General features: G+C 75.2%; 24 protein-coding genes and 1 pseudogene. 9 read left to right on the forward strand and 16 right to left on the reverse strand.

Going from position 1 to position 26,265, the window contains the following annotated elements:
* The 13 genes and pseudogenes from ABZ641_RS06390 to ABZ641_RS06450 form a co-directional block, all read right to left on the reverse strand.
* Positions 1–700: Clp protease N-terminal domain-containing protein (locus tag ABZ641_RS06390; RefSeq protein WP_359979604.1), on the reverse strand; the 700-nt coding region annotated here is incomplete at its 3' end.
* Between the two features lie 668 nt (positions 701–1,368).
* Positions 1,369–1,725 carry an Lsr2 family protein gene (locus ABZ641_RS06395; protein ID WP_344625297.1) on the reverse strand — a complete coding sequence of 119 codons (357 nt, stop codon included), beginning with the start codon at positions 1,723–1,725 and terminating at the stop codon, positions 1,369–1,371.
* A gap of 116 nt (positions 1,726–1,841) precedes the next feature.
* Positions 1,842–2,369 (reverse strand): amino-acid N-acetyltransferase, encoded by a 528-nt coding sequence (locus ABZ641_RS06400; protein ID WP_344625296.1) that lies wholly within the window; start codon positions 2,367–2,369, stop codon positions 1,842–1,844.
* Positions 2,370–2,378: 9 nt separating this feature from the next.
* Positions 2,379–2,807 carry a BlaI/MecI/CopY family transcriptional regulator gene (locus ABZ641_RS06405; protein ID WP_030267802.1) on the reverse strand — a complete coding sequence of 143 codons (429 nt, stop codon included), beginning with the start codon at positions 2,805–2,807 and terminating at the stop codon, positions 2,379–2,381.
* Between the two features lie 124 nt (positions 2,808–2,931).
* The gene (locus ABZ641_RS06410) at positions 2,932–3,090 is read right to left on the reverse strand and encodes a hypothetical protein (protein ID WP_030267803.1); all 159 of its coding nucleotides are present in this window, start codon (positions 3,088–3,090) and stop codon (positions 2,932–2,934) included.
* A 4-nt stretch (positions 3,091–3,094) separates the two neighbouring features.
* A pseudogene (gene lysX, locus ABZ641_RS06415) lies at positions 3,095–4,660 on the reverse strand (bifunctional lysylphosphatidylglycerol synthetase/lysine--tRNA ligase LysX); the annotation flags it as partial.
* A gap of 125 nt (positions 4,661–4,785) precedes the next feature.
* Entirely contained in the window at positions 4,786–5,460 is a 675-nt protein-coding gene (locus tag ABZ641_RS06420; RefSeq protein ID WP_359979608.1) for a hypothetical protein, read from the reverse strand.
* 175 nt (positions 5,461–5,635) lie between these two features.
* Positions 5,636–6,421, reverse strand: coding sequence for a type III pantothenate kinase (locus ABZ641_RS06425; protein WP_344625293.1), 786 nt, complete (start codon positions 6,419–6,421; stop codon positions 5,636–5,638).
* Between the two features lie 25 nt (positions 6,422–6,446).
* Positions 6,447–7,406, reverse strand: coding sequence for a carboxylating nicotinate-nucleotide diphosphorylase (gene nadC, locus ABZ641_RS06430; protein ID WP_344625292.1), 960 nt, complete (start codon positions 7,404–7,406; stop codon positions 6,447–6,449).
* A 43-nt stretch (positions 7,407–7,449) separates the two neighbouring features.
* Positions 7,450–9,108 (reverse strand): L-aspartate oxidase, encoded by a 1,659-nt coding sequence (locus tag ABZ641_RS06435; protein WP_344625291.1) that lies wholly within the window; start codon positions 9,106–9,108, stop codon positions 7,450–7,452.
* Positions 9,109–9,124: 16 nt separating this feature from the next.
* Positions 9,125–9,574, reverse strand: coding sequence for an aspartate 1-decarboxylase (panD, locus tag ABZ641_RS06440; protein ID WP_344625290.1), 450 nt, complete (start codon positions 9,572–9,574; stop codon positions 9,125–9,127).
* A 99-nt stretch (positions 9,575–9,673) separates the two neighbouring features.
* On the reverse strand, positions 9,674–10,570 hold the full coding sequence (gene panC, locus ABZ641_RS06445) for a pantoate--beta-alanine ligase (protein ID WP_344625289.1): 897 nt from the start codon (positions 10,568–10,570) through the stop codon (positions 9,674–9,676).
* Complete coding sequence (locus ABZ641_RS06450; protein WP_344625288.1) at positions 10,570–11,517, reverse strand: DUF2520 domain-containing protein; 948 nt, start codon at positions 11,515–11,517, stop codon at positions 10,570–10,572. Before ABZ641_RS06450 ends, panC begins: the two co-directional genes overlap by 1 nt.
* A gap of 202 nt (positions 11,518–11,719) precedes the next feature.
* Between ABZ641_RS06450 and ABZ641_RS06455 the strand changes: the two genes are divergently transcribed.
* From ABZ641_RS06455 to ABZ641_RS06465, 3 genes are read left to right on the forward strand one after another with little or no spacing between them, the layout of a single operon-like run.
* Positions 11,720–13,966, forward strand: a complete 2,247-nt coding sequence (locus tag ABZ641_RS06455) for an ATP-binding protein (protein ID WP_359979614.1) — start codon at positions 11,720–11,722, stop codon at positions 13,964–13,966.
* Positions 13,963–14,406 (forward strand): roadblock/LC7 domain-containing protein, encoded by a 444-nt coding sequence (locus ABZ641_RS06460; RefSeq protein ID WP_344625286.1) that lies wholly within the window; start codon positions 13,963–13,965, stop codon positions 14,404–14,406. The genes ABZ641_RS06455 and ABZ641_RS06460 overlap by 4 nt, the downstream gene beginning before the upstream one ends.
* A complete protein-coding gene (locus tag ABZ641_RS06465) occupies positions 14,403–14,771 on the forward strand; it encodes a DUF742 domain-containing protein (RefSeq protein WP_344625285.1) in 369 nt (122 codons plus the stop codon). The genes ABZ641_RS06460 and ABZ641_RS06465 overlap by 4 nt, the downstream gene beginning before the upstream one ends.
* A gap of 70 nt (positions 14,772–14,841) precedes the next feature.
* Here the strand turns inward: ABZ641_RS06465 and ABZ641_RS06470 are convergent, their stop codons facing one another.
* Both ABZ641_RS06470 and ABZ641_RS06475 read right to left on the reverse strand, forming a co-directional pair.
* The gene (locus tag ABZ641_RS06470; protein ID WP_344625284.1) at positions 14,842–15,531 is read right to left on the reverse strand and encodes a response regulator transcription factor; all 690 of its coding nucleotides are present in this window, start codon (positions 15,529–15,531) and stop codon (positions 14,842–14,844) included.
* A 38-nt stretch (positions 15,532–15,569) separates the two neighbouring features.
* Positions 15,570–16,787, reverse strand: coding sequence for a sensor histidine kinase (locus ABZ641_RS06475; RefSeq protein WP_344625283.1), 1,218 nt, complete (start codon positions 16,785–16,787; stop codon positions 15,570–15,572).
* A 130-nt stretch (positions 16,788–16,917) separates the two neighbouring features.
* Here ABZ641_RS06475 and ABZ641_RS06480 point away from each other — a divergent pair, with 130 nt between their 5' ends.
* Both ABZ641_RS06480 and ABZ641_RS06485 read left to right on the forward strand, forming a co-directional pair.
* Complete coding sequence (locus ABZ641_RS06480) at positions 16,918–17,922, forward strand: SAM-dependent methyltransferase (RefSeq protein ID WP_359979624.1); 1,005 nt, start codon at positions 16,918–16,920, stop codon at positions 17,920–17,922.
* A gap of 2 nt (positions 17,923–17,924) precedes the next feature.
* The gene (locus ABZ641_RS06485; protein ID WP_344625282.1) at positions 17,925–19,088 is read left to right on the forward strand and encodes an NADH-quinone oxidoreductase subunit D; all 1,164 of its coding nucleotides are present in this window, start codon (positions 17,925–17,927) and stop codon (positions 19,086–19,088) included.
* A 45-nt stretch (positions 19,089–19,133) separates the two neighbouring features.
* Here ABZ641_RS06485 and ABZ641_RS06490 read toward each other — a convergent pair whose 3' ends face one another.
* The gene (locus tag ABZ641_RS06490; RefSeq protein ID WP_344625304.1) at positions 19,134–19,919 is read right to left on the reverse strand and encodes a hypothetical protein; all 786 of its coding nucleotides are present in this window, start codon (positions 19,917–19,919) and stop codon (positions 19,134–19,136) included.
* A 319-nt stretch (positions 19,920–20,238) separates the two neighbouring features.
* Here ABZ641_RS06490 and ABZ641_RS06495 point away from each other — a divergent pair, with 319 nt between their 5' ends.
* The 4 genes from ABZ641_RS06495 (at position 20,239) to ABZ641_RS06510 (ending at position 26,107) form a co-directional block, all read left to right on the forward strand.
* The gene (locus ABZ641_RS06495; RefSeq protein WP_344625281.1) at positions 20,239–20,583 is read left to right on the forward strand and encodes a hypothetical protein; all 345 of its coding nucleotides are present in this window, start codon (positions 20,239–20,241) and stop codon (positions 20,581–20,583) included.
* 40 nt (positions 20,584–20,623) lie between these two features.
* Positions 20,624–23,758, forward strand: a complete 3,135-nt coding sequence (locus ABZ641_RS06500; RefSeq protein WP_359979619.1) for a toxin glutamine deamidase domain-containing protein — start codon at positions 20,624–20,626, stop codon at positions 23,756–23,758.
* Entirely contained in the window at positions 23,755–25,038 is a 1,284-nt protein-coding gene (locus tag ABZ641_RS06505) for an SUKH-4 family immunity protein (protein WP_359979622.1), read from the forward strand. Before ABZ641_RS06500 ends, ABZ641_RS06505 begins: the two co-directional genes overlap by 4 nt.
* A gap of 112 nt (positions 25,039–25,150) precedes the next feature.
* On the forward strand, positions 25,151–26,107 hold the full coding sequence (locus ABZ641_RS06510) for a Ppx/GppA phosphatase family protein (protein WP_344628531.1): 957 nt from the start codon (positions 25,151–25,153) through the stop codon (positions 26,105–26,107).
* The last annotated feature ends 158 nt before the right edge of the window (positions 26,108–26,265 follow it).

The raw sequence follows: 26,265 nt of genomic DNA on the forward strand, positions 1-26,265 counted from the left end.
CCTTGACGATCGCCTGGGCCAGGCCCTCGACGACGGCGGTCTTGCCGACGCCGGGCTCGCCGATCAGCACGGGGTTGTTCTTGGTGCGGCGGGACAGCACCTGCATGACCCGCTCGATCTCCTTCTCGCGCCCGATCACCGGGTCGAGCTTGGCCTCGCGGGCGGCCTGCGTCAGGTTGCGGCCGAACTGGTCGAGGACCAGCGAGGTGGAGGGAGTGCCCTCGGCGGGGCCGCCGGCGGCCGCCGACTCCTTGCCGCCGCCGGAGTAACCGGAGAGCAGCTGGATGACCTGCTGCCGGACCCGGTTCAGATCGGCGCCCAGCTTCACCAGGACCTGGGCGGCGACGCCCTCGCCCTCGCGGATCAGGCCGAGCAGGATGTGCTCGGTGCCGATGTAGTTGTGGCCGAGCTGAAGGGCCTCGCGGAGCGACAGCTCCAGGACCTTCTTCGCCCGGGGGGTGAAGGGGATGTGGCCGGACGGGGCCTGCTGCCCCTGGCCGATGATCTCCTCGACCTGCTGCCGGACCGCCTCGAGCGAGATCCCGAGGCTCTCCAGGGCCTTGGCGGCGACACCCTCACCCTCGTGGATCAGACCCAGGAGGATGTGCTCGGTGCCGATGTAGTTGTGGTTGAGCATCCGGGCTTCTTCCTGAGCCAGGACGACAACCCGCCGCGCGCGGTCGGTGAACCTTTCGAACATCGTTTTCGCTCCTCAGAGCGGTCGGCCAGTTCGGGGTCCGTCCCCGCCCTGTCCTTCCGCATGCTAGTCCCGCTCAGCGGCGCGGCCCACGGACAACCCCACTCGCGTGGGGACATCATGCTGCGCGACCAGCCGACACCATTCCCAACCTGATGCTGGGAGACGGTGTTCCCACAGAGGGCCCCGATGCACCTGATGGCCGCTACGCCATCGGCGAACAGAGGCTCCGGCTGAGGGGACGGCCGGCCGCGCGAACTGCCCGGTCGGGGCCCTGCGACCCCGCCCACCTGCATTCATACCCGGTCTCGGGGTGAGATTCGCGCTGTTTCCCCGGTGGCGCTGTTCGCCTGGCGAGAAGTCCGGCCCCCGGAGCGCCGGTCGGCGCGGCGGGAGTGACGGCGCATCAACGGTCCGGCGCCGGCTCCACCGTCCGGCGTCGGCCGATCGGGCCCGGGGGTGCGCCGGTCGGACGCTTCCCGCAGGGCCGTTCCGCTTCCTCCAGCGTTGCACAGCCCGGTGCCGTCCCGCTGCCCGTCATCGGACCGGCCGATCATGCACCTGCCATGACAACGGGCGGACGACCGCGGCGCGACCCCGGCGCGACCCCGGCCGACCGGGCCCGGCCGGCTCCGGGGCGCGCGCCCCGGGCCCGGCCGCACGGCCACCGGTCAGGACGCGTGCGCCTTGTCGTACTTCGCCTTGATGTCGCTCGGCACGCGACCGCGGTCGTTGATCTCCAGGCCCTGCTCCTTGGCCCAGCTGCGGATCTTCGCGGTGTCCGGGCCGGCGGCGGACGAACGACCCGCGCCGCGACCGGCACCGCTGCTGCGGCGCGCCCCCGCGATGCGGCCGCTCTGCTTGCGGCCCTTGTCCACGTACGGCGCCAGCAGATCGCGGAGCTTCTCCGCGTTGGCGCTCTTCAGGTCGATCTCGTAGGCAACGCCGTCCAGCGCGAACATCACCGTCTCGTCCGCGGAGCCGCCGTCGAGATCGTCTTCAAGAATGACCTGCACCCTCTGTGCCACGGGCTTCCCTTTCCGAGTAAACGAGCCATTGCCTAGGCAAAGGAAACCGCCTTTTCCCGGAAAACTCAAACCCCTACCCGATCGGGATGCGTCCCGCAAGGCTCACAAGGGCGCGCTCAGAGGCGCAGGAGCATGCGCGAGTTGCCCAGGGTGTTGGGCTTCACCCGCTCCAGGTCCAGGAACTCCGCGACTCCTTCGTCGTACGAGCGCAGGAGTTCTTCATAGACTTCCGTGGCCACGGCCGCCGGGTCTGACGTACGATCGTCGGTTTCCCCGATCTCGACGAAACCGTGTTTCGCGAAGAACGCCACCTCGAACGTCAAGCAGAAAATCCGACGGACGCCGAGCCAGCGCGCGGTCTGCAGCAGCTTCTCCAGCAGGAGGTGTCCGAGGCCCAGGCCCTTGCAGGAGGGGTGCACCGCCAGTGTGCGGACCTCCGCCAGGTCCTCCCACATGACGTGCAGCGCACCGCAGGCGACCACCGTGCCGGTGTCGTCGCGCTCGGCCACCCAGAACTCCTGAACGGATTCGAACAGGGTGACCGTGGGCTTGTCGAGCAGAATGCCGTCGCGCGAGTAGGCGTCGATGAGTGCCCGTACTGCCCGCACATCGGTGGTCCGCGCCCGGCGGATGGTGACCTCCATGCCGGGACGTTATCGTGCCGCGCCGCCGCCGGTCTCCCCGGTGCCCCGTTCCGTCCCGGGCCGCGGCGGTTCCGCGGGAAGGACGGCGGCCACCCGCAGGGCGTCCCGCAGCGCCTCGCGCTGCTCCGGCGACATCAGTCCGAAGAAGTGCACCAGCGCCGCCGCCGGATTGTCGCTCGTCGCCCAGGCGTCGTTCATCAGCGCCGCGGTGTACGCCTCGCGCGAGGAGACCGGCTCATATCGATACGCCCGGCCGACCTGTTCCCGCCGGAGCCAGCCCTTTCTGTACAGCTTGTCGAGCACCGTCATCACGGTGGTGTACGCGATATCGCGTTCCGTCCGCAGATCCTGCAGAACCTCGCGAACCGTGACCGGGCGGTTCCACTGCCAGACCCTGGTCATGATGTCGTTCTCGAGTTCTCCGAGTTGCCGCACCATAGTCCGGCCAGGATAGGAACTGATTCGGACAAAATCGGCGATTCGGCAAGCAGACCGGCGCGCCGCCACCCCCTTGGCGGGGGCGGCGGCGCGCCGGTGTGCGTGTCGAACGGGCCCGCCGAGGCTATTCCGCGGCGCGAGGGGCCGCGGCGGCCATCGCGTCGGCGGCGGCGTCCTCCTTGGCCTTCTGGGCGCCGCCCTGGCTGCGGATGATCGCCCGCACCAGGAAGCCGAAGCCGATCGCCATGACCAGCGGCGGCACGATCGCGCTGACGTAGTCCATCAGGTCACTCCTCTTCTGCTTCTGCGTCGTCCGCAGCGGCGGCGCCGCTGCTGCTCCTGGTCTCTGCCCCACTTCGCTGATCGGGCCGCACCAGCGGGAAGAGCACCGTCTCGCGGATGTTCTTGCCGGTGAGCAGCATGATCAGACGGTCCACGCCGAGACCGAGGCCGCCGGTGGGCGGCATCGCGTACTCCAGGGCGCGCAGGAAGTCCTCGTCCAGCTGCATCGCCTCGACGTCGCCGCCGGCCGCCAGCAGCGACTGGGCGGTCAGGCGGGCGCGCTGCTCGACCGGGTCGATCAGCTCGGAGTAGGCGGTGCCGATCTCGGTGCCGAAGATCACCAGGTCCCACTTCTCCGCGACGCCGGCGACCGAGCGGTGCTGGCGGGTCAGCGGGGAGACCTCGGTCGGGTAGTCCCGGATGAAGGTCGGCCGGATCGCGTGGTGCTCCAGCAGCCGCTCGATCATCTCCAGGACGATCTGGCCGTGGCCCCACTCCTTCTCCCACGGCACGCCGGCGCCGTCGGCGAGCGCGCGGAGCTCCTCGACGGAGGTCTCCGGGGTGATCTCGGTGCCGAGGCGGGCGGAGATGCCCGGGTACACCGAGACCTCCTCCCACGGCTCGGCCAGGTCGATCTCGTGCTCCTCGCCGTCCGGGCCGAGGCCGCGGACCACGGTGGTGCCGAGGGCGTCCCGGGCGGCGTTGACGATGATCGCGCGGATCAGCTCGGCCTGGGTGTCGTAGTCGCCGTACGCCTCGTACGACTCCAGGGCGGTGAACTCCGGGTTGTGGGTCGCGTCGGCGCCCTCGTTGCGGAAGTTCCGGTTGATCTCGAAGACCTTCTCGGCGCCGCCGACCACCAGGCGCTTGAGGTAGAGCTCGGTCGCGATGCGCAGGTAGAGCTCGATGTCGTACGCGTTGATGTGGGTCTTGAACGGACGCGCGTTGGCGCCGCCGTGGATCGGCTGCAGCATCGGCGTCTCGACCTCGAGGTAGCCGCGGTCCTCGTAGGTGCGGCGGATCGAGCGGATCACCTTGGTGCGCAGCTGGAGCATCTCGCGCGCCTCGGGGTTCACGATGAGGTCCACGTACCGCTGGCGGACCCGGGCCTCCGGGTCGGTCAGGCCCTTGTGCTTGTCCGGCAGCGGGCGCAGGCACTTGGCGGTGAGCTCCCACCGGTCGACCATGACGCTCAGCTCGCCGCGGCGGGAGGTGATGACCTCGCCCTCCACGCCGACCTGGTCGCCGAGGTCGATGTCGGACTTCCAGGCCGCCAGCCGCTCCTCGCCCAGCTTGTCCAGCGAGAGCATCACCTGCAGGTCGCCCGAGCCGTCGCGCAGGGTGGCGAAGCAGAGCTTGCCGCCGGTGCGGGCCAGGATGACGCGGCCGGTGATGCCGACCCGCTCGCCGGTCGCGGTGTCCGCGGCCAGGTCGGGGTGCTTGGCACGGAGGTCGGCGATGGTCGTGGTGCGGGGGAAGCCGACCGGGTAGGGGTCGATTCCGGCCGCCCGGAGCCGGTCCAGCTTCTCGCGCCGGATGCGCATCTGCTCGGGGAGGTCGTCGGCCTGGGGCACGGTGGTCTGATCGCTCACCCCACAAGGGTAGCCACCGCCGGGCCGCGCTCCCGCACGGGTTTCGCGCGGCGGCCCCGGAGCGCGCGGGGGACGCTCCGGGGCCGCCGCCGAACGGGGGTGCCTCAGCCGGTGCCGGTGGCGAGCTCGGTCTCCTCGTCGTCCGGCGCGGGCGGCTGGGACTGCGGCCTGGACTTGGGGCGGCGGCCGAAGAGCTCGGCGGGGGTGGGCATCCTGCGGGGCTGCGGCTGCTCGCCGTGGGCCGGGGGCCTGGGGGTGCTGCTCATCGGAACGCGTCCTCCAAGGGTCGGGGCGGGCAGGGGTTCGCACGCCGGGCTCGGTACGGCCATCAGATGGCGCTGGCCGGAGGCGAACGACAGCCGCTCGCGGACCTCGGCCTCCGCCATCGCGTGGCAGCGGCCGGCCAGCCGGGAGCGCCGGGCGTGCTCGGCGGGGCCGCACGGCTGCCGGGAGAGCGAGCGGAGCGCCGACAGGTCCTCGGGGGTGGGGAGGTAGCCGTCCGACACGGCCTCCTCCAGCCGTTCCAGGTAGCCGCGGGCGCCGCCGGGCAGCGCGGACCGGTAGCGGGCCAGGTCGGCCAGCAGGAAGCTGCGCAGCCGGCCACCCTCCCGGACGGCCTCGTCGATGGACTCGGTGAGGCGCAGCGCGTCCTGGACGTCCTCCGCCCACAGCGCGCCGGACGGTCCGGGTAGGTGCAGCCGGTCGTCGGGGAGGGCCGGGTAGAGGGCTTGGGCAAGGGCGCGGCGCAGCACGCGGACTTCGTCGGCGCTGAAAGCCATGCCGCCCCGCGATCCGTGTGGCGTAGGCATGAGGTGACAGTACGTGGCGTACGTCCGATTTCGGGCGATTGGCGCCGCAGTTGTCCCGATTGGCGTATCTGCCGCTGATCCGACGTGACGACGGCCGGCCCCGTGGGGCCGACCGTCCGTCAGCGGGCTTGGCGGGAAGGCCCGTTCACGCCTTGTTGCGCTCCCAGACCAGCCGCAGGCCGATCAGGGTGAGCCAGGGCTCGTGCACGTCGACGGTCTCGGCCTCGCCGAGGACCAGCGGGGCCAGGCCGCCGGTGGCGATCACCTGGACGTCGTCCGGGTCCTTGGAGAGCTCCCGGGCCATCCGGTTGACCAGGCCGTCGACCTGCCCGGCGAAGCCGTACAGGATGCCGGACTGCATCCCTTCAACGGTGTTCTTGCCGATGACGTTGCGGGGGCGGGCCAACTCGATCTTGCGCAGCTGTGCGCCGCGCAGGCCCAGCGCCTCCACCGAGATCTCGATGCCGGGCGCGATCGCGCCGCCCACGTAGTCGCCGCGGGCGTTCACCGCGTCGAAGGTGGTGGCGGTGCCGAAGTCCACCACGATGCACGGGCCGCCGTAGAGGTGGTTGGCGGCCAGCGCGTTCACGATCCGGTCGGCGCCGACCTCCTTGGGGTTGTCCATCAGGACGTGCACCCCGGTCTTCACCCCCGGCTCCACGATCACCGCGGGCACGTCGCCGTAGTAACGGCGCGTCACCTCGCGGAGCTCGTGGAGCACGGCGGGCACGGACGAGCAGATCGACAGCCCCGCCACCTTGTCCTCGGCGGACACGATGGGGTGGGCACCCATCAGGCCCTGCATCAGCACCGCCAGCTCGTCCGCGGTGCGCCGCGGGTCGGTGGAGATCCGCCAGTGTTCGACGATGTCCTCACCGTCGAACAGGCCGAGCGTGGTCTGGGTGTTGCCGACGTCGATGGTGAGGAGCACGGGATGGCTTTCTGTTGAGGCGGAGTCAGGCGCGGAGGTCCAGGCCGATGTCGAGGATCGGCGAAGAGTGCGTCAGGGCCCCGACGGCCAGGTAGTCGACACCAGTCTCGGCGACCTCGCGGGCGGTGGCCAGGGTCAGTCCGCCGGACGCCTCCAGCTTCGCCCGGCCGGCCACCAGGGCGACGGCCTCCTTGAGCTGCGGCACGGTGAAGTTGTCGAGCAGGACCAGGTCCGCCCCGGCCTCCAGCACCGGCGCGATCTGCTCCAGGGTGTCCACCTCCACCTCGACGGGGAGGTCCGGGTACGCCGCCCGCACCGCGCGGAACGCCTCCGCGACGCCGCCGGCCGCCACCACGTGGTTGTCCTTCACCAGCGCGGCGTCGGACAGCGCCATCCGGTGGTTGGCGCCGCCGCCGCAGCGGACGGCGAACTTCTCCAGCGCCCGCAGGCCCGGGGTGGTCTTGCGGGTGTCGCGGACGACCGCGCCGGTGCCCTCCAGGGCGTCCGCCCAGGCCCGGGTCGCGGTGGCGATGCCGGACAGGTGGCAGAGCAGGTTCAGCGCGCTGCGCTCGGCGGTCAGCAGGTCGCGGGTGCGGCTGCGCACCGAGAGCAGCACCTGGCCGGCCTCGACCCGCGCGCCGTCCTCGACGTGCCGCTCGACCTCGAACTCCTCCTCGCAGACCAGCGAGACGACGGCCTCGGCCACCCGCAGGCCGGCGACCACGCCGGCCGAGCGGGCGGTGAAGTCGGCGGTGGCGACGGCGTCCGCGGGGACGGTCGCCACCGAGGTGACGTCCTCGCCGCCGGCCAGGTCCTCGCCGAGCGCGAGCATCGCGACGTCCTCGACCTCGACCGGGTCCAGGCCGGCCTCCTCCAGCAGTGCCGCCAGCGCCGGGTCCAGCCCGGTCTCGTACGCCTCGCCCTCGCCGCAGGCGCAGCCGTCGCCGCAGCCGCCGGAGGCGAGCGGAAGTTCGTCGTGGGTCATCGTGGTGCTCCTAGGTGATCGGCCGGGTGCGCCGGGGACGGTGTCACGCCCGGACGCTCGGGTGTCCGTCGGCGTCGAGGGTGGTGACCAGGTGGTGCTGCCAGCGGGCGTCGTCGCGGTCGGGGAAGTCCTCGCGCCAGTGGCAGCCGCGGGTCTCCTCGCGGCGGGCCGCGGCGGCGACCAGTGCGGTGGCGACCAGGTGCAGGTTGGCGGCCTCCCAGGTCTCCACCCGGGGGTCGGCCGGCTTGCCCTCGTCCAGGTAGGCGGAGGCCTCCCGGGCGAGGACGGTGAGGCCCTCGGCGGTGGCGGCCATCGACCCGGCCGAGCGCAGCACGCCGGCCCCGCGGGACATCAGCCGCTGGATCTCGGCGCGCGCCTCGGGGGCGAGCAGCGGCACGGTGCTGGCCTCCAGGGCGGCGGCGACGTCGACGGCCCGCTCGGGCAGGTCGCCGGCGGCGTGCCGGGCGGCCAGGTCGGCGGCGATCCGCTCGGCGAAGACCAGGCCCTCCAGCAGGGAGTTGGAGGCGAGCCGGTTGGCGCCGTGCACACCGGTGCAGGCGACCTCGCCGCAGGCGTACAGGCCGGGCACCGTGGTGCGGCCGGCCGGGTCGGTGCGCACGCCGCCGGAGGCGTAGTGGGCGGCGGGGGCGACCGGGATCAGGTCGGTGACCGGGTCGATGCCGTGGGCCCGGCAGGAGGCGAGGATGGTCGGGAAGCGGTGCTCCCACATCTCGGCGCCGAAGTGCCGGCCGTCCAGGTACATGCGGTCGGTGCCGCGCAGCTGCATCTGCCGGGTGATCGCCTTGGCGACGATGTCGCGCGGGGCGAGCTCGGCGAGTTCGTGCTGCCCGAGCATGAAGCGCTCGCCGGAGGCGTCGACCAGGTGCGCGCCCTCGCCGCGGACGGCCTCGGAGACCAGCGGCTGCTGGCCCTCGGCGTCGGCCCCGAGCCAGAGCACGGTCGGGTGGAACTGGACGAACTCCAGGTCGGCGACCTCGGCCCCGGCGCGCAGCGCGAGGGCGACGCCGTCGCCGGTGGAGACCGCCGGGTTGGTGGTCGCGGAGAAGACCTGGCCCATGCCGCCGGTGGCGAGCACCACGGCGCGGGCGCGGATGGCGCCGACGCCGTCCCGCTGGCCCTCGCCCATGACGTGCAGGGTGAGGCCGGCCGCGTGCCCGTCGGCGTCGGTGAGCAGGTCGAGGACGAGCGCGTGCTCGATCAGCTCGATGCCGGGGTCGTTGCGGACGGCGGCGACCAGGGCGCGGGATATCTCCGCGCCGGTGGCGTCGCCGCCGGCGTGCGCGATCCGGCGGCGGTGGTGGCCGCCCTCGCGGGTGAGCAGGATCGTGCCGTCCTCGTCCTGGTCGAAGGCGGCGCCGACGGCGATGAGCCGGCGCACGGCGTCCGGGCCCTCGGTGACGAGGGTGCGCACCGCGTCCTCGTCGCACAGGCCGGCGCCGGCGACGAGGGTGTCGTCGAGGTGCTGCTCGGGGGTGTCGCCCTCGCCCAGGGCGGCGGCGATGCCGCCCTGGGCCCAGCGGGTGGAGCCGTCGTCCAGCATCGCCTTGGTGACCACCGTGGCCCGCAGGCCGGCCCGGCGGACGTTGAGCGCGACGGTCAGGCCCGCGACGCCGGAGCCGACCACGACGACGTCGGTGGTCGCGGTCCAGCCCGGGGCGGGGGCGGTCAGGCGGTACGGCATGGCTTCACTGGCTCCTTCAGCGCGCGGCGTCGGCACTCGCGCCGTCCGCATCACGGTACGCCCGGTCGCCGCGGAGCAGGCCACTGCCCTCGGGCGCCTCGGCCGGGTCCCCGCCCATGCCGGTGATCCGGTTGTCCCCGTCGACGAAGACGACCTTGGGCAGGTACGCCTTGGCCTCGGCGGTGTCCATCTGGCCGTACGCGATGAGGATCACGAGGTCGCCCGGGTGCACCAGGCGCGCGGCGGCACCGTTGATGCCGATCACGCCGGAGCCGCGCGGGCCCGCGATGGTGTAGGTCTCCAGGCGGGCGCCGTTGTTGATGTCGACGATGTGGACGAGCTCGCCGGGGAGCAGGTCCGCGGCGTCGAGCAGGTCCTCGTCGACGGTGACGGAGCCGACGTAGTGCAGGTCGGCCTGGGTCACCGTGGCGCGGTGGATCTTGGACTTGAGCATGGTGCGGAGCATCTGGTCACGCCTCCTGGTGGGACCCCCGGCGGGGCCGGGGGAGAGTGCATGCCTACGGGGGGTCGAGCGGGGTGGTGCGGGGTGGTGCGGGGTGGTGCGCTACCGGACGATGACGCCGACGTTGTCGATCAGGCGGGCGGGGCCCACCTTGGCGGCCACGGCCAGCAGGGCCTCGCCGGTGAAGTCGTCCGGCACCTCGGTGAAGGAGTCCGGGTCGATCAGGGCGAGGTAGTCGGGGGTGACACCGTCGGCGCCGTCCAGGACGGCCGCGGCGGCCTCGCGGACCGCCTTCGCGCCCTGCGCGCCCGCGTCGCGGCCGGCGAACAGCGCCCGGGACAGCGCCAGGGCCTGCCCGCGCTCGGTGTCGGAGAGGAAGCGGTTGCGGGAGGAGAGCGCCAGCCCGTCCTCCTCGCGGACGGTCGGGACGCCGACGATCTCCACGTCGAAGTCCAGGTCGGCGACCATGCGGCGGACGATCGCCAGCTGCTGGGCGTCCTTCTCGCCGAAGAAGGCGAAGTCCGGGTCGGTGATGTGCAGCAGCTTGGCGACGACGGTCAGCATGCCGTCGAAGTGGCCGGGGCGGGACGCGCCCTCGAAGCCGTCGCCCATCGGCCCGGCGGACAGCCGGACGAGCGGCTCGCCGTTGGGGTACACCTCCTCGACGGTCGGGGCGAAGACCACGTCGGCGCCGGCCTCGCGGGCGACCTCCAGGTCGGCGTCCAGGGTGCGCGGGTAGCGCTCCAGGTCCTCGCCGGCGCCGAACTGCAGCGGGTTGACGAAGACCGTCACGGCCACCCGGCCGTCCCGGCCGACCTGGCGGCGGGCCGCCCGGATCAGCGCGGCGTGGCCGGCGTGCAGCGCGCCCATGGTCATCACCACGGCGTTGTCCACCGGCTGGTCGTCGGGCCAGAACGCGGCCTCGAACTCCTCCACCGTGCGGGTGAGCTCGGTGGTGCGGGGGGCCTTCGCCTTCGCCGGCTGCTTGCCGCGTGCCATCAGGGGGTCTCCTCGTCGAGTACGTCCAGCAGCGCAGCCGCCGCCTCTTCCTTGAGCGGTCCGCCGCGGACCGCCCGCTGTGCGGTGGCCCGGGCCATCGCACGGTACGCCTGCCCGATGTCCGGGGACGCCGTCCGCAACTGCTGCAGGTGCCGGCGGAGCGTCCCGGCGTCGCCGCGGGCGACCGGGCCGGTCAGCGCGGCGTCGCCGGAGCGCAGCGCGTTGTCCAGGGCCGCGCCGAGCAGCGGGCCGAGCAGCTGCCCCGGTTCGGCGACCCCGGCCCCGCGCAGCAGCTCCATCGCCTGCGCGACCAGGGTGACCAGGTGGTTCGCGCCGTGCGCGAGCGCCGTGTGGTAGAGCGGGCGGACCTCCTCGGGCACCCACTCGGGCTCGCCGCCCATCTCCACGACCAGCGCCTCGGCGACCGGGCGCAGCTCGTCGGGGGCGGTCACCCCGAACGGGCAGCCGGCCAGCCGGGCCAGGTCCACCGAGGTGCCGGTGAAGGTCATCGCCGGGTGCAGCGCCAGCGGCAGCGCGCCGGCCCGGGCGGCGGGCTCCAGCACCGCCACGCCGTGCGCGCCGGAGGTGTGCACCACGATCTGGCCCGGGCGGATCGCGCCGGTCGCGGCCAGTCCGGCGGCGAGGTCGGCGAGCGCGTCGTCGGGCACCGTCAGCAGCACCAGGTCGGCGGCGGCCAGCACCTGCGGCGGCGTCACCAGCCGCACGCCGGGCAGCAGCGCCTCGGCGCGGCGCCGGGAGGCCGCGGACACCCCGGAGGCGGCGACCACCCGGTGCCCGGCCAGCTGCAGCGCGGCGCCCAGCGCCGGGCCGACCCGGCCGGTGCCGACCACGCCGACGGAGAGCCGGGCGGGCCGGTTCTCCGGGTCCAGCGGATCCCCGAAGGGGTCGGTCGGCCCGAGGGCCGGGGCATTGTCGGACGCGCTCACGGCTCGGCCCTCGTCATTGCTTCCCGTTCCAGTCCTGTGCAGGTACCAGACGTACCGCTCCATCGTACGGGGCGGCCGGTGCGCCCCCGCCGCGCGGGGCCGGCCCCCGGATCTCCACGGAAGCTTCACGACCCTCCTGGCGACCCGAACGCTACGGCCGGGTAACTTGGCGCAGTCCGAGCCCCGGGACACGAGGGAGACCATGCCCAGACGCCTCGGCCTTGCCCGCCCGCGCCGACCCCGCACCATCCGTACCCGCATCATCGCGCTGGTGCTGATCCCCGTCGTCGCCCTGGTCGGACTGTGGACCTTCGCCATGGTCTCGATGACCGGCGACCTGCGCGCCCTCGTCCGCCTCAAGGACGCCTACGAGTACTTCGGCAGCCCGGTGGACACCGCCGTCGGCCAGATCCAGATCGAGCGCCGGCTGGCCGCCGAGTACCTGGGCTCCGGCGGCGACCCGGCCGCCCTCGCCGCCTACACCGCGCAGGAGCGGGCCACCGACGAGAAGGTCCGCGCCGTGCGGGCCGCCGCCGAGAACCCCGACCGGCAGGACGAGCTCACCGCCGAACAGCGGGACACCCTCACCGCGATGATCACCGCCACCGACGGCCTCGCCCCGCTCCGCCAGGCCGTCATCACCCGCGCCCTGAGCTGGGACGCCGCGGTCGAGCGGTACACCGCCGCCGTCGAGCCGTCCTTCGCCGTCGAGTCCGCGCTCACCGCCCTGCAGGCCGGCCGGCTCGCCCGCGAGGCCCAGGTGGTCGTCGAACTCGTCCGGGTGCGCGAGTTCGTCTCCCGCGAGGACGCCCTCGGCTCCGGCGCCCGGGCCGCAGGCTCCTTCACCCCCGCCCAGTTCCGCGCCTTCGCCGCCGTCGTCGAGGACCGCCGGGTCTTCCAGCGGACCTACGTCGCCGCGCTGCCCGCGGACTCCCGGGCCGGCTTCGAGACCTTCGCCGTCGACCCCCGCTACACCGCGCTCACCGCCGCCGAGGACGGCGTCCTGGACGCCGGCGCCGACGCCGCCGGCCGCGCCGTCGACCGCAACGGCTGGCGCACCACCATGGACCCGGTCGTCCACCGCTACATGGAGCTGTGCAAGGACGCCGCGCTCAACTCCGCCGCCCGCGGCCGCGCCTACGCCGGCGACCAGCTGCTGAAGGCCGGCCTCGCCGGCGGCGCCGGCCTGCTCGCCGTGGTGTTCTCCGTCTGGTACTCGGTGCGCACCGGCCGGCGGATCACCCGCCGCCTGACCCGGCTGCGGGTCGCCGCCGACCGGCTGGCCAACCGCCAGCTGCCCGACGTCGTCCGCCGCCTGGCCGCCGGCGAGACCGTCGACGTCGAGCGGGCCGCACCACGGCTCGCCTTCGCCGCCGGCGAGCACGACGACGAGATCGGCGACCTCGGCCGCGCCCTCAACCACGCCCGCCGCGCCGCCGTCGAGGCCGCCGTCGAACAGGCCCGCCTGCGGGCCGGCATCTCCGGCGTCTTCGTCAACATCGCCCGCCGCAGCCAGGCCCTGATCCACCGCCAGCTCAAGCAGCTCGACGCCATGGAACGCCGCGCCACCGACCCCGACGAGCTCGCCGACCTCTTCCGCGTCGACCACCTCGCCACCCGGATGCGCCGCCACGCCGAGGGCCTGATCATCCTCTCCGGCGCCGCCCCCGGCCGGCGCTGGCGCAAGCCCGTCCCGCTGGTCGAGGTGGTCGGCTCCGCGGTCGGCGCCGTCGAGGAGTACGAGCGGGTGGTCGTCCCGCCGATGCCGCAGGTCTTCGTCTCCGGCGCCGCCGTCGGCGACCTCGCCCACCTGGTCGCCGAACTCATCGAGAACGCCACCGCCTTCTCGCCCCCGCACACCCAGGTCACCATGCGGGCCGGCGAGGCCGCCCACGGCTGCGTGCTGGAGATCGACGACCGCGGCCTCGGCATGGACGAGGACGAACTCGCCGCCGCCAACCGCACCCTCGCCGAACCGCAGGAGTTCGACCCCACCCGCACCGAACGGCTCGGCCTCTTCGTCACCGGCCGGCTCGCCCGCCGCCACGGCATCGAGGTGGCGCTGCGCCGCTCCCCGTACGGCGGCACCACCGCCGTGGTGCTGCTGCCGAAGGCCGTCCTCGCGGAGCCGCCCGAGCCCGCGCCGCGGCCCGTCCCGGTGCCCGAGGCGCCGGCCGGGGCCGAGCCCGGACCCGTGGCCGAGGCGCCCGCGGCGGCCGTGCTGCCGATGCGGCGCGCCCTGCCCACCCGGACCCGCCAGGCGTCCCTCTCGCCCCGGCTGCAGGACCCGCCCGGGGCGGACGCCCCCGCCGGGCCGCCCGCCGGAGGACCCGAGATCTCGGCCGAGCAGATGGGCGCCGTCTTCGGCGCGTTCCAGCGCGGGCTGGACCGCGGCCGTGGCCGCGGCACCGACGCCCGCACCCCGCACGACCCGGAGGACGAACGATGAGCACGCCCGAGACCACCGAGCAGGCCGCCGGCGGCCTGGACTGGCTCCTGGAGGACCTGGTCGACCGCACCGAGCACGTCCGCCAGGCCGTGCTGCTCTCCTCCGACGGCCTGCCCACCGCGGCCTCCGCCGGGCTGAGCACCGAGGACGCCGACCACCTCGCCGCCGTCTGCTCCGGCTTCCACAGCCTCGCCCGCGGCGTCGGCAGCCGCTTCGAGGCCGGCTCGGTCCGGCAGACCATGGTGATGCTGGAGGACGCCTTCCTCTTCGTCTCCCCGGCCGGCGAGGGCAGCTGCCTGGCCGTGCTCTGCGGGCCGCAGGCGGACGTCGGCCAGATCGCGTACGAGATGCAGATGCTCGTCCGCCGGGTCGGGCGCCACCTTTCCACCCCCGCCCGGGCCGGCGCCGAGCCGGCCGCCGGCCCGGGGGCGGCCACATGAGCGGGCACTGGTACGACGACGAGGCCGGCCCGATGGTCCGGCCGTTCACCCTGACCGGCGGGCGCACCCGCTCCGCCGAGGGCGAGCGCTACGACCTGCTGGCCGCGGTCTCGGCGGTGCCGGACGCCGAACCGGCCGCCCACCTGGACCACGCCCGCAGCGCCCTGCTGGACCGGATCCGGGACCGGCCCTGCCCGCTGGCCGAACTGGCCGCCGACGCCGACCTGCCGATCGGCGCCCTGCGGGTGCTGCTCGGCGACCTCGTCCAGGCCGGACTCGTCCGGGTCGGCCAGGGTGCCGCCGAGGCCGGCCGCCCGGACGTCCGCCTGCTCCGCGAGGTCATCCAGGGCCTGCGGCGGCTCTGACCGGGGACACCCGAGGGGGGCGCCGGGGCCACCCGCCGGGGGCGGCCCCGCGCCGCGGTACGAACCCCGGTCAGTCCGTGGCGCCCGCGCGGACCAGGCCGTTCTCGTAGGCCAGCACCACGGCCTGGACGCGGTCGCGCAGGCCCAGCTTGGCCAGGATCCGACCGACGTGGGTCTTCACGGTGGCCTCCGACAGGGTCAGCCGGGCGGCGATCTCGCCGTTCGACAGGCCCTGCGCCACCAGCAGGAACACCTCCCGCTCGCGGTCGGTGAGCGGCTCCAGCACCGGCGAGCCGGGCGCCGTCGACGGCGTCGGCAGCACCTGCGCGAAGCGGTCGATCATGCGGCGGGTGGTGGTCGGCGCGACCACCGCGTCACCGCCGTGCACCGCGCGGATCGCCGCGACCAGCTCCGTCGGCGGGACGTCCTTCAGCAGGAAGCCGCTCGCCCCGGCCTTCAGCGCGGCGAAGGCGTACTCGTCCAGGTCGAAGGTGGTCAGGATGAGCACGTGCGGCGCCCCCGGCAGCGGCGCGCCGGACTCGTCCAGGCAGATCCGCCGGGTGGCCTGCACGCCGTCCAGCCGCGGCATGCGGACGTCCATCAGCACCACGTCGACCTCCGTCCCGGCGAGCAGCTCCAGCGCCTGCGCGCCGTCGCCCGCCTCGGCGGCGATCTCGATGTCGCCCTGCGACTGCAGGACCATCCGGAAGCCCGTACGCAGCAGCTCCTGGTCGTCCACGAGCATCACGCGGATGGTCACGGTCGGTTCTCCTTCACCTGATCGGTCGTGCCCCGGACTCAGCCGGCGGCCTTGAGGGGGAGGACGGCCCGGATCCGGAAGCCGCCGCCCGGCCGCGGGCCGATGTCGAGGCTGCCGCTCACCATGCCGACCCGCTCGCGCATGCCGATCAGACCATGGCCGGGCCCGTCGCCACCACCGTCCATCTGCTCGGCGGTGCTGCCGCGGCCGTCGTCCTCGACCAGCACCTCCAGGTCGCGGTCGCCGAAGTCCACCGCGACCCGGGCCCGGGCGCCCGGACCTCCGTGCTTGCGCACGTTGGTCAGCGCCTCCTGGACGATCCGGTACACCGTCAGCTCCAGGCCGCGCGGCAGCTCCCGCGGCTCGCCCGAGGTGGCGAAGTCCACCGGCAGGCCGGCCGTGCGGACCTGCTCCAGCAGCTCCGGCAGCTCCTCCACGCCGGGCTGCGGGACGTACTCCTCGGCCGTCTCCGACGTCCGCAGCACGCCGAGCAGCCGGCGCATCTCCACCAGCGCCTGGCGGCCGGTCGCGGCGATCGTGCCGAGCGCCTCCTTCGCCTGCTGCGGCGAGTTGTCCAGCACGTAGGCGGCGCCGTCGGCCTGAACGATCATCACCGAGACGTTGTGCGCGACCACGTCGTGCAGCTCCCGGGCGATCCGGGCGCGCTCGGCGGCCACCGCCACCTTCGCCTGCGCGTCCCGCTCGCGCTCCAGCCGGGCCGCCCGGTCCTCCAGCTCGACCAGGTAGGCCCCGCGGACCCGGGTCAGCCGGCCCCACGCCCAGCAGAGCACGAACGGCGTCGACATCAGCACCGCCACGAACACCAGCTGCCAGGTGCTCGGCCCCGGCGGCGGCGACGGGTCGTCCGGCACCGGGTCGCCGCTGTTGTCGAACCGCCACAGCGTCAGCGGACCGGCCACCAGACCCACCGCGAGCACCAGCCGGGACGCCCACCGCGAGCCGAAGGCCGCCCCCGTGTACGCGAACACCAGGTAGCCGATGGCCGAGGCGCCCGGAGTCACGTCCAGCACGAGCTGGCCCAGCCCGAGCGCGGTGCCCCCGGCCGCGGCCAGGTCCGGGTACCGGCGCCGGACCACCATCAGCGCGGCGATCGCCAGCGAGAAGGCCAGACCGCCGTAGAGCTGCAGGTCCGACTCCGAGAAGTCGGACAGCACGCCGAGCAGGAGGACCACCAGCGCCCAGGCGGAGTCGACCACCATCGGGTGACGGCGGAGCCAGGCGTTGAGTCGATGCACGCTCCAAGCCTAGGCAGTCGCACACCGCCCCCAGGTCCGCCGCGAGAGCGATCCGCCATCCGCCGCAGGGTGGAGACGGCCCCCGCCGGGACACCCCCGCCGACCGGTAGCGTCGACCCACGTGACCTGGATGCGGTGGCGGCCCGCCATGGAGGAGGCGCTGTACGGCGCGGACGGCTTCTACCGGGGCCCGGAGGGGCCGGCCGGGCACTTCCGCACCTCCGTGCACGCCTCGCCGCTGTTCGCCGGAGCCGTCGCCCGGCTGCTCGCCGAGACCGACGAGGCCCTCGGCCGCCCGGACGAGCTCGCCCTGGTCGACGTGGGCGCCGGCCGCGGCGAACTCGTCACCGGAGTCCTCGCCGCCCTCGCCCCCGAGCTCGCCGCCCGGGTCCGCCCCCACGCCGTCGAACTCGCCGCCCGCCCGGCCGGCCTGCCCTCGTCCGTGGTGTGGACGGACACCCTGCCGACCGGGCTGACCGGGCTGCTCTTCGCCAACGAGTGGCTCGACAACGTGCCGCTCGACCTCGCCGAACCCGACGAGGACGGCGTGCTGCGCTACGTCGAGGTCGGGCCGGACGGAGAGGAACGCCCCGGCGGCCCGCTGGAGGCCGCCGACGCCGCCTGGGCCGCCCGCTGGTGGCCGGCCGGCGACCGGATCGAACTCGGCCGCACCCGCGACGAGGCCTGGGCCTCGGCCGTCGCCGCCCTCGACCGCGGCCTCGCCGTCGCCGTCGACTACGCCCACACCGCCGCCGACCGGCCGCCGTTCGGCACCCTCGCCGGATTCCGCGGCGGCCGCGAGGTCCGGCCCGTGCCCGACGGCAGCTGCGACGTCACCGCGCACGTCGCCCTGGACTCGGCCGCTTCGGCGGCCGCCCCGACCGTCCACAGCCTGTGGACGACGCAGCGGGCCGCACTGCGCGCCCTCGGCGTGCACGGCGGACGGCCGCCGCTCGCCCTCGCCTCCACCGACCCGGCCGGCTACCTGCGGGCCCTCGGCGGGGCCGGCGAGGCCGCCGAACTGACCGACCCGGCTGGCCTCGGCGGCTTCGGCTGGCTGGCCCAGGCCGTCCGCATGCCGGTACCGCGGAGCCTGGAGGGACTCCCCGCACCCGCGGGGTGGCAGACTCTGTAGCCATGAGGGAGACCACGGTCGGCATCGGCGCGGGTGCGCAGCAGCTCACGGGTGAGCTGGGCACCAGCGACATGGTGCTCAACATCGGCCCGCAGCACCCGTCCACGCACGGCGTGCTCCGGCTGAAGCTGGTGCTGGACGGCGAGCGGATCGTCACCGCGGAGCCGGTCATCGGCTACATGCACCGCGGCGCCGAGAAGCTCTTCGAGGCCCGCGACTACCGCCAGATCATCATGCTGGCGAACCGGCACGACTGGCTCTCCGCCTTCTCCAACGAACTCGGCGTCGTCCTCGCCGTCGAGCGGATGCTCGGCATGGAGGTCCCCGAGCGGGCGGTGTGGATCCGCACCCTGCTCGCCGAGCTCAACCGGGTGCTCAACCACCTGATGTTCCTCGGCTCCTACCCGCTGGAGCTCGGCGGCATCACCCCGATCTTCCACGCCTTCCACGGCCGCGAGGAGCTCCAGCACGTCCTGGAGGAGGCCTCCGGCGGGCGCATGCACTACATGTTCAACCGGGTCGGCGGCCTCAAGGAGGACCTCCCGGCCGGCTGGCTCGGCCGCGTCCGGCAGGCCGTCGCCGCCGTCCGCAAGCAGCTCCCGGTCTACGAGGACCTCGTCCTCGGCAACGAGATCTTCCGCGGCCGCACCGCCGGGGTCGGCACCCTCACCCGCGAGCAGGTGCACGCCTACGGCGTCAGCGGCCCGATCGCCCGGGCCAGCGGGGTCGACTTCGACCTCCGCCGCGACGAGCCCTACCTCGCGTACGGGGAGCTCGCCGACCTGCTGACCGTCGTCGTGCGGGAGGAGGGCGACTGCCTGGCCCGCTTCGAGTGCCTGCTGGAGCAGACCGCCAACTCGCTCGACCTCGCCGACGCCTGCCTCGACCGGCTCGCCGGGCTCGCCCCGGGGCCGGTCAACCTGCGGCTGCCCAAGGTCCTCAAGGCGCCGGAGGGCACCACCTACGCCTGGACGGAGAACCCGCTCGGCATCAACGGCTACTACCTGGTGTCCCGCGGCGACAAGACGCCCTGGCGGCTCAAGCTCCGCTCCGCCTCGTACAACAACATCCAGGCCCTCACCGAACTCCTGCCGGGCACCCTGGTCGCCGACATGGTCGCCATCCTCGGCTCGATGTTCTTCGTCGTCGGCGACATCGACAAGTAGGGGGAACCCATAGGGGTGCCCCCACGCGCCCCTGGGCGGTTCCTCCTACCTGTCCGCCGGGTGCGGGGCGAGCTTCTTGTGGCCCTTGGTGGCGATGCGCTGCTCGCAGAGGGAGACCAGGACGGCGTACGCCTCGGGCCCCATCAGTTCGGTGAGCTCCGCGCGGTAGCTGACGTACACCGGGTCCGGCGCGCCGTGCGCCTCCGGGCTGCCGGTGCACCACCAGTGCAGGTCGTGGCCGCCCGGCCCCCACCCGCGGCGGTCGTACTCGCCGATGCTCACCTGCAGGTAGCGGGTGTCGTCCGGCCGGTCGATCCAGTCGTAGGTGCGGCGGACGGGGAGCTGCCAGCAGACGTCCGGCTTGGTCTCCAGCGGCTCGCGGTCCTCCTGCAGGGCCAGGATGTGCAGCGCGCAGCCCGCGCCGCCGGGGAAGTCCGGGCTGTTGCGGAAGAGGCAGGCGCCGTCGATCCGCCGGGTCTGCCGGTCGCCGTCCTCGTCGAGCATGGTGATGCCGCCGTCGAGGCGGATCCGGCCCTTGGCGTCGGTGCCGTGCGGGTGGTTCTCCCAGATCTCCGGAGTGAGCCGGGCGGCGTGGCCGGCGACCCGCTGCTCGTCCTCCTCGTCCGAGTAGTGGGCGCCGAGGGTGCAGCAGCCGTCGGAGGCGCCGCGGCCCTCCTGGATGCCGTGGCACCCCCGGCCGAAGATGCAGCCCCAGTTGGAGGTGAGCCAGGTGAGGTCGCAGCGGAACACCTGCTCCTCGTCGGCCGGGTCGGTGAACTCTGCCCAGGCGCGCGGGAAGTCCAGCGGGACCTCGGGCCGCACGGTCGGCATCGCGAGGTCGACCACCGTCGAGGCCGGCTTCGTGCCGTTCTTCTTCGGCTTCTTGTGCTGTGCGGTGTCTGCTGCTGCCACGCTGCAAGGGTATGGCCTCGGCTGCCGTTTCGACGGCGCCGGAGCCGCGCACCGGCGGCGCACCTGCCCCGCACCCCGCCCGCACGGGCCGTGCACCGGCCGTGCGCACCCGTCCGCCGGGTCGTGAAGGCAGGGTGAAGAGGCTCACCGCGGCACGGGCCGCCCCGCGCCCGGGGCCTAGGATGGCGGGCTGCAGACGGCTGCGTGCGGGGACGGGACGCGACGACGGGGGACGGGGATGGCCGACAGGGTTCTGCTGAAGCCTTGGGAACTGCACGGCGAGGGGCGGGAGTTCGAGACCGTCTCGAACGACTTCGCGCGGGCCGCGCTCGACCTGGAGAACGGACTGGCCGCGCTCGGCACCCCCTGGGGGCGGGACGAGCCGGGCCAGGGCTTCGGCCAGGTGTACGAGGGCGCCCGGGAGGGCGTGCTGGCCGGGCTGCAGGGCCTGGCCGACCGGCTCGGCGGCATCGGAACCGGCCTGCACACCATGGCCGACAACGCGGAGCAGAACGAGCAGGGCAACCGCGACGCGTTCCGGGCGGTCGGCCCGGGAACCGGCGCCGCTCCCACCGCGCTCTGAGTCGACGGACCGTCAAGCCGCACCACCGAAGGGGGACCACATGCCCAGGAACCTGCCCGAGGAGCTGGCTCCGGTCATGGCCCGGCTCGGCCGCCACTGGCCGGAGGCCGACGAGGACGCACTGCGCCGCGCGGGCGGCCTGTGGCGCGAGTTCGGCGCCGAGGCCGAACGGCTGGGCCGGCGCGGCGTCTCGGCCGCCGAGCGCGTCACCGGCGAGAACTCCGGCCCGGCCGTCGAGGCCTTCGCCGAGCACTGGCGCGGCTTCAGCGGCGGCGGCCGCGGCCACCTCGACGACGCGCACGGCGCCGCCGAGTCGCTGGCCGGCGCCTTCGACAAGGCCGCGGCGGCCGTCGACGACTGCAAGGCCCGGCTGATCGCCGTCCTCACCGAGCTCGCCGAGGAGATCGCGGAGGCGGACAAGGCGGAGGCCGCAGCCGCCGCCCAGGTGAAGGCCGCGCAGGGGGAGGGCCTCTCAGGCCTGGTCGGGCAGGTCGTCGGCACGGTGAAGGGCGCGGCCGCCGAGGCCGGCGAGGCGATCGCGGTCGAGGCCGCGAAGATCAAGGTCAGCGCGCTGCTGGCGGAGCTCGGCCGGGAGATGAAGGACAGCCTGCAGGCGGCCCTGAAGGAGCCCGCCGTGACGGCCCTGGAGCGCATAGCGCAGGCCGACGGCGCCGGGAAGCACGGGCAGTTCCGCACCCTCAGCGCCGCCCGTTCCGGCGGGGAGATGACCGGCAAGCTGCTCGGCACCGCCGTCGGCGGTGCCGCCGCGGTGGCCGGGGTCAGCGGCGTCTCCGCCGCGCTCAACCCGGACGGCACGGTCGCCACCGACGCGCAGGGCCGCCCGGTGCTGGTCGGCGCGGACGGCAAGCGGCTGCCCGCGGTGGACGGGGTCAGCGTGCAGGTCGGCGCGGACGGCCGCCCGGTGCTCGGCACCGACGGCAAGCCCGTGCTGCTCGACGCCGCGGGCGCCCCGGTGGCGGGCCTCGCGCTGGGCGCCGACGGCAAGCCGCTGACCGACGCCCAGGGCAAGCCGCTGACGGTCGGCGCCGACGGGGCGGTCGGCGACACCGGCCTCTCCCTGGCCGTCGGCAAGGACGGCCGGCCCGTCCTCGACGCGCACGGCCGCCCGGTCATGCTGGACGCGGAGGGCAACCCGGCCGCCGGCCTGGCCGTGGGCAAGGACGGCAAGCTGCTCACCGACGCCGACGGCAGGCCGCTGGTCGCCGGGACGGGCCGGGACGGCCGCCCGCTGGTGGACGTGGCCGTCGGCCCCGACGGCGTCCGGCTCGGCGCGGACGGCCTCCCGGTGGCCGCCGCCGACCTGGGCACCGGCCCGGGCGGGCACGGCGTCCCCGGCACCTCCGGTGACCCGGACGGCCTCGGCGGCCCCGGCGACCGGACGGCCGACGGCCCGGCGGGCACGACGAGGACCGGCCCCGGCCGGACCGCACCGGTCCTGGACGTGGACCTGCAGGCCGCCCCGGCCGCGGGCGTCCAGGTGACGGCCGCCCCGCAGCAGGCCGTCCAGGCCCCGCCCGCCGACACCGGCGGCCACCGCGGCGGGTACGGCAGCGGGTACGGCGGCTACAGCACCCCCTCCGGCGGCCACACCACGCCCGCTCCGCCGGTGTACGAGCCGGACGGCTACGACCCGCCGGCCGCGGGTCCGCGGCCCGGCCCGATCTCCGTGCACACCGATTCGGTGGTGGTCGCCCCGCCGTCCCCGCAGACCTACGGCCCGCCCGCCGAGGTGCCGACCGGTGGCATCCGGCACGGCGGCGACTACGCCGTCCCGGCCGCGCCGGTGGCGCCCGCGGCCGGCTCCGGCTTCCCGCTCGGCCCGGTCGGCGGCGGTCCGGCCGCCGGTGCGGGCCCGGTCGCGGGCGCCGCGGTGCCGCCGGTCGGCGGCCCGGTGGGCGGTGCTCCCGGTGCGCCCGGCGTCCCGGCCGGCACCCCGGTCGCCGGTGCCCCCGGTGCGGGCGGTCCCGGCGCCCCCGGTGCTCCCGGTGCGGCGGCTCCCGGTGCGGCCGGCCAGCCCGGTGCCCAGGGCGCCGCCAACGGCGTGGTCGGCGCGGTCGTCGGCACGCCCGGTGCGGTGCCGCGCACCCCGGCCGGTGCCCCCGGCGGTGCTCCCGGCGCCGGCGCCCCGGGCGCGGGCGGCAGTGCCCCGGCCCCGCTGCCGTTCCGGCTCGGCGAGAGCGGCGACCTCCGCCGCCGTCCCGAGGTCCTCGGCCTGGAGCCGCACACCGGCCCGACCGTCGTCCCGGTGCTGCACCCCGGCCAGGTCGCCGCCGCCTACCTGGCGGCCCGCTCCGGACGCTCCGTGCAGGACGCGCCCGCCGCACCCGTCCCCGTCCGCGGGATCGCCGACGGCCGCCCCTACGGTCTGCCCGGCGGGCTCGGTCCGGTCGACCCGGCCCACCAGGCCGAGGTCGAGCGGCTGGTGCCGCGCCGCCCCGACGGCACCCCCGAGCTGCACCCCGACCCGGCCGGCGGCTGGACGGAGGCGCTCAACGGCGGCGGCCCGCGCGAGGCGGGCCGCGCCAACAACACCGTCGACGTCGCGCTCTCCTCGGTCGACACCTTCTCCGGCCTGCCGGTCTGCTCCGCGCCGCGGCTGCCCGACGGCCCGGCCGGCGAGTACGGCGGCCGCGACCGCGCGGAGCGCGAGCTCGGCCGGGAGTTCCACGACGTCGGTGCGGGCGAGGGCGCCCTCGCCCGGGTCGCCGAGACGCTGCTGCGTTCCGGCCCGGGCGCCCAGGCGCTGCTGGTCACCCTGGACGGCTTCCGGCGCTCGCACGCCTGGAACGTGGTCAACCACGGCGAGCGGCTCACCTGGCTCGACCACCAGACCGGCCGCAGCGGCCCCGAGCCGCTGCACAGCGCCGAGCACGGCCTGTGGGCGATCGCCCTGGACGCCGAGTGCCGGCCGCTGGACATCGTGCCCCCGGCCGCCGCGAACGCCGGGTCCGGACCGGCGAAGGCCGATCCGGCAGCAGCCGATCCCGCCGCAGCCGGTCCCGCGGAGTCCGGCCCCGCGGCGGCGCCCGCCGCCGCGGCCCCGCCGGAGCCCGCCCAGGCACCGGCCGCGGAACCCGCCCGTCCCGCCGAGCCCGCCCCGCCGCGGTCCCGGCTCCACATCCACCGCACCACCGCCGGGAGCGTCCGCCGATGACCACCCGCGAGCAGGCCCTGGAGGCCGCCCACCGCTGGATCAACGGCGCGCTCCCCGCGGAGGGCGCCCGCCCGGTGCACAGCCACGAGTTCGAGCACGGCTGGGTGGTGTGGCCCGAACCGCCGCCCGTCCACGTCAACCCGTTCACCGCCGTCCGGCGCGCCCCGGAGGAGATCGGCGCCGCCTGCGCGGTCGTCGACCGGCTCACCGGCGCGCTCACCGTCTGGCCGTCCGTGCCGGTGCCGGACGTCGTCCGGATGTACCGCGACTTCCTCGGCGCCGGCGACTACGACCCGGCACTGCCGCCCGCCACCGGCGCCGGCGCCCGGGCCGCGCTCCGCTACCGGGACGCCCTCGGCGAGGTGCGGACCCTGGTCGTGCAGTCCGCGACCGGACTGCCGCACCCGGCGCTGCGCGCCGCCGAGCAGCTCCGCGAGCAGGGCGTGCCCGCCGAGGACGTCCTCGGCCTGCACACCGACCTGCGGCCGGCAGCCCTGCCCGGCGGCTACGCCCGGCACGCGCTGGCCGCCGCCCTGCCCGGCGTCCGGATCACCCACGACCTGGCGTACGGGCCGTGGTTCGACGGGCGTGCGGAGGCCGTCCGGGCGGTGCCCGCGCCGGAGGGCGTGCGGCCCAACCGGGTGCCGTTCCCGCGTTCCGTGCCGCCGGCCCAGCCGGAGAGCGGCCGCCCGCTGGCGGAGCGGCTGGCGGCCCGGTTCGGCCCGGAGGGCGTCCGCCGGTTCGACGCCGCGGCGGTGGAGCACGCCGACCTGCCGGAGGCGGTCGCCCGGCCGCTGCTGGAGGTCGGCCTGCCGGTCGCCGTCGAGGGCTTCTTCGCGCTGCACCACCCGGAGCCGGACGGCGTCCACGACGGCACCCGCACCGACCTGGTGCTGCCCGACGCCGCCGCCCGCCTCGCCGAGGCCGGCCGCGGCACCCGGGCCACCGCCGACGCCCGGCAGGCCCTGCTCGGCCAGGTGGTGCTGGGCACCGACGGCTGGGCGCTGATCACCGTCGACACGCTGCAGGGCCGCGTCCGGGCGATCGACCCGGACACCGCCGCAGCCCGCTACTGCAACGCCGACGTGACCGCCTTCGCCCGCTGCCTGGTGCTGCTCGCCGAGCGCCTCCCGGCGCTGCGCGGCCTCCACCCGTACGCGGCCGGCCCCGCCGTCGCCGAGCTGCAGTGGGCCCTGGCCGCCGTCGACCGCACGGTCTTCGCCGACCCGGAGAACTGGTGGGCGGTGATCGTCGAGCAGCTCTGGCACGGGCTGCTGTGACCGCGCCGGGCCGGTGACGGGGCCGCCGACCGGGTCGCCGCCGGCGGCCCCCGGAGGCCGGAACGGGGGATCCGGGCAGGTGGGCGGACCGGATCGCGTAGCGTGTTCCGCTATGCGACTCGGTGTTCTCGACGTGGGTTCCAACACCGTCCACTTCCTCGTGGTGGACGCGCACCCCGGTGCTGCCCCCCTCCCGGCGTACTCGCACAAGGCCGAACTGCGGTTGGCCGAGCTGCTCGACGAGGACGGGGCGATCACCCCGACCGGCGTCGACCGGCTGGTCTCGATGGTCGCCTCCTCGATCGCGGTCGCCGAGGACAAGGGCGTCGTCGAGATACTGCCGTTCGCCACCTCGGCCGTCCGGGAGGCCGCCAACGGCGAGGCCGTGCTGCAGCGGGTCAGCGACGAGACCGGCATCGAGCTGCGGGTGCTCTCCGGGCAGGACGAGGCCCGGCTCACCTTCCTGGCCGTCCGCCGCTGGTTCGGCTGGTCCTCCGGCCGACTGCTCAACCTCGACATCGGCGGCGGCTCGCTGGAGATCGCCTGCGGCCTCGACGAGCAGCCCGACATCGCCGCCTCGCTGCCGCTCGGCGCCGGCCGGCTCACCGCCCGGCTGCCCGGCGACGTCGCCGACCCGGCGGACGTCCGGGAGCTGCGCCGCCACATCCGCGCCGAGATCGCGAACGTGGTCGGCGAGTTCACCAGACAGAACGCGCCCGACCACGCCGTCGCCACCTCCAAGACCTTCAAGCAACTGGCCCGGATGGCCGGCGCCGCCCCCACCGACGCCGGACCGCGGGTGCCCCGGCGGCTCACCCGCAGCGGCCTCTCCGCCTGGCTGCCGCGGCTCGCCACCATGACCGTCGCCGAACGGGCCCGCATCCCCGGCGTCTCCGAGGGCCGCGCCCGGCAGCTGCTCGCCGGTGCGCTCGTCGCCGACGCGGCGATGGACCTCTTCGGCCTCGACGAGCTGGACATCTGCCCGTGGGCGCTGCGCGAGGGCATCATCCTGCGCCGCCTCGACGCCCTCGACACCCCGGCCGACCGGAGGCCCGCCCTCACCCCCTGACGGCCCGCCGGGTGAGACGTGGCCCACGCTTCCTCCGGCTCTGCCCCCATTCGTCCGCGCCGCCGCATACCCTGTGTCCCGTGGCGGAAGCACCGGACGACGACGCATCGCCGGCCGGCCGCGCGGCCGAGGACGGCGCGCGGCGGGCCTCCGGGCCG

Origin of the sequence: Kitasatospora sp. NPDC007106 (assembly GCF_040634455.1) — a bacterium.
Classification (GTDB): domain Bacteria; phylum Actinomycetota; class Actinomycetes; order Streptomycetales; family Streptomycetaceae; genus Kitasatospora; species Kitasatospora arboriphila.